The 4,700-nt window shown below is 31.4% G+C and carries 6 protein-coding genes; 4 read left to right on the plus strand and 2 right to left on the minus strand.

Going from position 1 to position 4,700, the window contains the following annotated elements; all coding sequences use genetic code 11:
* Positions 1-316, plus strand: a 316-nt coding sequence (locus OU788_RS11765) for an ABC transporter permease (protein ID WP_274635344.1), incomplete at its 5' end; no start/stop codon positions are given.
* Positions 317-430: 114 nt separating this feature from the next.
* Here OU788_RS11765 and OU788_RS11770 read toward each other — a convergent pair.
* On the minus strand, positions 431-763 hold the full coding sequence (locus OU788_RS11770) for a single-stranded DNA-binding protein (RefSeq protein ID WP_274635345.1): 333 nt from the start codon (positions 761-763) through the stop codon (positions 431-433).
* Between the two features lie 172 nt (positions 764-935).
* Here OU788_RS11770 and OU788_RS11775 point away from each other — a divergent pair, with 172 nt between their 5' ends.
* A complete protein-coding gene (locus tag OU788_RS11775; protein ID WP_274635346.1) occupies positions 936-1,478 on the plus strand; it encodes a GNAT family N-acetyltransferase in 543 nt (180 codons plus the stop codon).
* Positions 1,468-1,818, plus strand: a complete 351-nt coding sequence (locus tag OU788_RS11780; protein ID WP_274635347.1) for a hypothetical protein — start codon at positions 1,468-1,470, stop codon at positions 1,816-1,818. The genes OU788_RS11775 and OU788_RS11780 overlap by 11 nt, the downstream gene beginning before the upstream one ends.
* On the opposite strand, the gene OU788_RS11785 is transcribed toward OU788_RS11780, so the two are convergent.
* The gene (locus OU788_RS11785; RefSeq protein ID WP_274635348.1) at positions 1,819-2,283 is read right to left on the minus strand and encodes a CBS domain-containing protein; all 465 of its coding nucleotides are present in this window, start codon (positions 2,281-2,283) and stop codon (positions 1,819-1,821) included.
* Positions 2,284-2,388: 105 nt separating this feature from the next.
* On the opposite strand from OU788_RS11785, the gene OU788_RS11790 reads away from it, so the two are divergent.
* Positions 2,389-4,689, plus strand: a complete 2,301-nt coding sequence (locus OU788_RS11790; RefSeq protein ID WP_274635349.1) for a M20/M25/M40 family metallo-hydrolase — start codon at positions 2,389-2,391, stop codon at positions 4,687-4,689.
* Positions 4,690-4,700: the final 11 nt, after the last annotated feature.

The raw sequence follows: 4,700 nt of genomic DNA on the forward strand, positions 1-4,700 counted from the left end.
TATATTAGTGATTTTGGGAATGGGATTGTTCATCTCAAACTTCACGGACACACAACAGCAGGCTATGTTTATTGCTTGGTTTTTTATGGTCATATTTATATTGATGAGTGGTTTATTCACCCCCATTGAAAGTATGCCAAAATGGGCGCAACTACTTACGGAATTTAATCCTATCAAATACTTTGTGGAAATCATACGAATGGTCATGCTTAAAGGTTCTGGGTTTACCAATATTTTTCCATTGGCCATAAAAACACTGGTCTATGCCATAATAATGAACGGTTTGGCGGTTTGGAGTTATAAAAAAACAAGTTAAAACTTAATTAGAATAAAAAATATATCAACAACAAGTTTTTTAAGAAACAAGATTTTAACAGACATGTAAGAAATGTAAAAAATAAAGGCTATCATTTGACAGCCTCTTAAAGCACTATTTCCCTAACATCAATAGTTCATTACAAACTACTTCAGTTACATAACGTTTATTCCCTTCTTTATCTTCAAAAGAGCGAGATGTTAATTTACCTTCAATCATTACTTCTTTTCCTTTTTCTAAGTACTTTTCAATAATTTCAGCTGTTTTATTCCATGCTACCACATTATGCCATTGCGTATCAGTAATCTTTTCACCACGTGCGTTTTTATACCTTTCATTGGTTGCAATAGCAAATTTTGCTAGCTTTTTACCACTTTCTAATGTGATAATTTCTGGTGTAGTTCCTAAGTTTCCAATTAACTGTACTCTGTTTTTTAGTGCGTTCATAATATTTGTTTTTAATGTTAAACAGTTAAGACTCTGTCATTCAAACGAATTGACACTGCAAAGATGAAACACCGTACAAATTAAAAACGGTTAGTAATCATTTGTTTTCGTTTGTAATTGAATGTAATCGTTTAAATATTTTTTAATATATTTGAAATCAAATAGTTAGAACATGAAGTTTTATTTAGAAACCGAGCGATTAATTTTAAGAGAATTTAGAAAAAGTGAAACAGAAGGAATTTTTGAGTTAGACTCAAACCCTGAAGTGCATAAATATTTAGGGAACAATCCAATCACAACCTACAAACAAGCAGAAGATATCATCACATTTTTTGAAGAGCAATACAAAGAAAGAGGTATTGGCAGGTTTGCTGCTTTCGAAAAAGAATCAGGAGAATTCATTGGGTGGTCAGGATTGAAACTCAACACAGGAGAAAAAGAAGAATTAAATGGATTTACTGATTTTATTGATATCGGTTATCGTTTCATTCCGCGTTTTTGGGGTAAAGGGTATGCTTCTGAATCTGCTTTTGCTTGTTTAGACTTCGGCTTTAAAGAAATGAATTATGATATTATTTACGGTGCTGCTGATGTAGAAAATATTGGTTCTAACAAAATTCTGCAAAAAATAGGTTTACAATTTGTGAATGAATTTAGCTTTAAGGGTGTAGATGTGAACTGGTATGAATTAAAAAAATCAGATTATGGAAAATAAAAAGTGTTTAGAGTGTGGTGAAAAAGTAATAGGAAGGATTGATAAAAAATTCTGTTCCGATTACTGTAGAAATGCCTACAATAACAAGGTAAACAAGGATAGTAAGAACCTTATCAGAAATACGAATAACCGTTTACGAAAAAACTATAAAATTCTCTCTGAACTAAACGTTTCAGGTAAAACAAAAGTAACGCGTCGCAAGTTATTTGATAGAGGTTTTGATTTTAAATTTATCACATCTTTATACACCACAAAAACAGGAAACACCTATTATTATGTGTACGACCAAGGATATTTAGAACTGGAAAATGAATTCTATTTATTAGTTAGACAAGAGTAACTACTTCCAAGTATTTCCTTTAAGCTTCATCGCTGCAATTAACACATCTTTTTGGCTAATTTGACCGACTAGCTTACCGTTTTGAACGATAGGAAAACGTCTTCTACGAGATTGTAAAAATTTATTGGCTGCATCTAATATGTTCGTAGTACCATCTATCGTTTCAACCTCTTTCACCATCGCTCTTCCAACAGTACTATTCTCTATCGGTAAATTATAGTATCTGCTATCTGAAATTTGCTTTATACAATCACCTTCTGAAATAATACCTACCAATTCATTATTATCATTTACAACTGGGCCACCTGATATTTTATTATTAATTAAAATAGTAATAGCCTCTTCAATAGTTTGATCTTCCTTAAACGTAATAAGCTTTTTTGTCATATAATCTGACACTAAAATTGGCTCCTTCTCTTTTTCTGGTGGATTATTTCGTTTACCTTGAAAATTGATAATTCCCATAATAATTAGTTTTAGGATAGACTTAAATATACTGATTTTTAACTAATTAAAACCACGTATGTTAAAAAATAAATTCCCTATTTTTATAAGGGATAAAATTAAACTATGAAAACATCAAGAAATTACCTAGCTGTAATCATTATTATTTTAACAGTTTATTGGAGCTTTAGTGATATGATACCTAGTGTATCTTCCGCTAAAAAAGAAATAAAAACCGCTGATTTTTCTGTAGACAACGCGCTATATCATCTAAAAAATATTTCTCAAAAACCACATCACACAGGTACAGAGGAGCATAAAATTGTACAAGAATATCTTGTGCAAGAATTAAAAAAACTAGGATTAACCCCCGAAGTTCAATATCAAACAGCGATTAATAAAAAATGGAGAGCTGCCACAACTACAGAAAATATTCTTGCTAGAATTAAGGGAGGTGACAGTAGCAAAGCTCTGCTGCTATTATCACATTACGATTCCAATCCACATTCTTCACTTGGAGCTAGTGACGCGGGGTCTGGTGTCGTAACTATTTTAGAAGGTGTTAGAGCTTACTTAGCAGCAAATAAAACGCCCAAAAACGATATTATCATTCTCTTTTCAGATGCAGAAGAATTAGGTTTATTAGGAGCGCAAGCCTTTGTTGAAAATCATCCTTGGGCAAAAGATGTAGGTTTGGTTTTAAATTTTGAAGCACGTGGTAGTGGTGGATCTAGTTATATGCTGATGGAAACTAACGGAAAAAATAAAACATTACTTACTGAATTTCTGAAAGCGAATCCAAATTATCCTGCCGCCAATTCTTTGATGTATGGAGTATACAAAAAACTACCTAACGATACCGATTTAACGGTTTTTAGAGAAAAAGGGAATGTCAACGGATTTAATTTTGCTTTTATTGATGATCATTTTGATTATCATACCGAACAAGACTCTTACGAACGATTAAACAGAGAAACCTTACTCCATCAAGCAGATTACTTAACTAGCACATTAAACTATTTTGCAGATGCTGACTTAAGTAATTTAAACAGTGACACCGACTATATTTATGTCAACTTTCCTTTTACAAAACTTTTAACCTATCCTTTTTCTTGGGTTTTACCTATGTTAATTATTGCCCTAGTTATTTTTATTGCATTGGTTTTTGTAGGAATTTCAAGAAAAAAAATCACCACTGTTGGAATGTTAAAAGGATTTATCCCATATATCATTTCATTAGTAATGTGTATAGGAATGTCGTATGGTTTATGGCAATTACTATTAATTATTCATCCACAGTATACCGATATATTACACGGATTTACTTATAACGGATATCAATACATCATCGCTTTTGTGTTCTTAAACCTTTGGATAATTTTTAAAATATACTCGTTCTTTAAAGAACACAAAACAACAGATTTATTGGTTGCTCCTATTACCTTTGGATTGGTTGTAAATTACCTTATATACACAAACCTTCCAGGTGCTGGTTTTTTAATTATTCCTGTATATGCTTCATTATTTATTTTAGCAGTTCTACTTTTTATGAATATTAAAAAGGAATCTAGAGGTACTTTGTTTGCTATTCTATCAATTCCAACTATTTATATGGTTGCCCCAATGGTTCAACTATTTCCTGTTGCTTTAGGTTTAAAAATGCTATTAATTTCTGCTGTACTTTTAGTGCTTCTTTTCGGATTTATGCTTCCTGTTTTTCAGCAAGAAAAACTAAAAAATGGTTGGCAAGCTCTTACAGGTTTTATAGCGTTATTATTTTTTGTTTTAGCTACTTTTAATAGTGGATTTTCAATAGAAAAGAAAAAACCTAACAGCTTAGTATTCGTCCAAAATTCTGATACTAATACTTCGTATTGGGCTAGTCATAATAAAACCCTAGACGGATATACTAAACAGTTTTTTGATGAAGATTCCCCTCAAGGAGGAAAAGATTTGCTTGCTGGAAATAGCAAGTACAATACTTCTTTCAATTATTATAAAAAAACAGATAATAAAGACATTGCTGTTTCTAACATCAATATCAATAAAGACACCATTAGTAATGGAAAGAGAAACATTTCTTTTACCATTACACCTACTAGAACTATCGCTAAATATGAATTGTTTACAGCTTCTAAAATTACCTTAACTGACCTAACTATTAACGGTACTTTATACGACTCTGGAAAAGCTTTTACTACTGATAAAGGCACGTTACTTATTTACCAAATGGCAAATACCGATAGCAATTTAACTATTTCTTTTTCTATTGATAAAAACGTACAACCCGACATTACATTACACGAAATATCTAACGATTTACTATCACATCCTAAGTTTACAATTAAACCAAGAAGTGAAGTAATGATGCCCATGCCTTTTGTAGTTAACGATGCTATTATTTGTACTCGAAAGCTTAAACTATAAAACAAAAAAGC

Source organism: Tenacibaculum sp. L6, assembly GCF_028823685.1.
Lineage (GTDB): Bacteria > Bacteroidota > Bacteroidia > Flavobacteriales > Flavobacteriaceae > Polaribacter.

Coding starts and splice junctions, on each gene's coding strand:
- OU788_RS11770 (WP_274635345.1), bottom strand. CDS start 763: ATGAACGCACTAAAAAACAGAGTACAGTTAATTGGAAACTTAGGAACT.
- OU788_RS11775 (WP_274635346.1), top strand. CDS start 936: ATGAAGTTTTATTTAGAAACCGAGCGATTAATTTTAAGAGAATTTAGA.
- OU788_RS11780 (WP_274635347.1), top strand. CDS start 1,468: ATGGAAAATAAAAAGTGTTTAGAGTGTGGTGAAAAAGTAATAGGAAGG.
- OU788_RS11785 (WP_274635348.1), bottom strand. CDS start 2,283: ATGGGAATTATCAATTTTCAAGGTAAACGAAATAATCCACCAGAAAAA.
- OU788_RS11790 (WP_274635349.1), top strand. CDS start 2,389: ATGAAAACATCAAGAAATTACCTAGCTGTAATCATTATTATTTTAACA.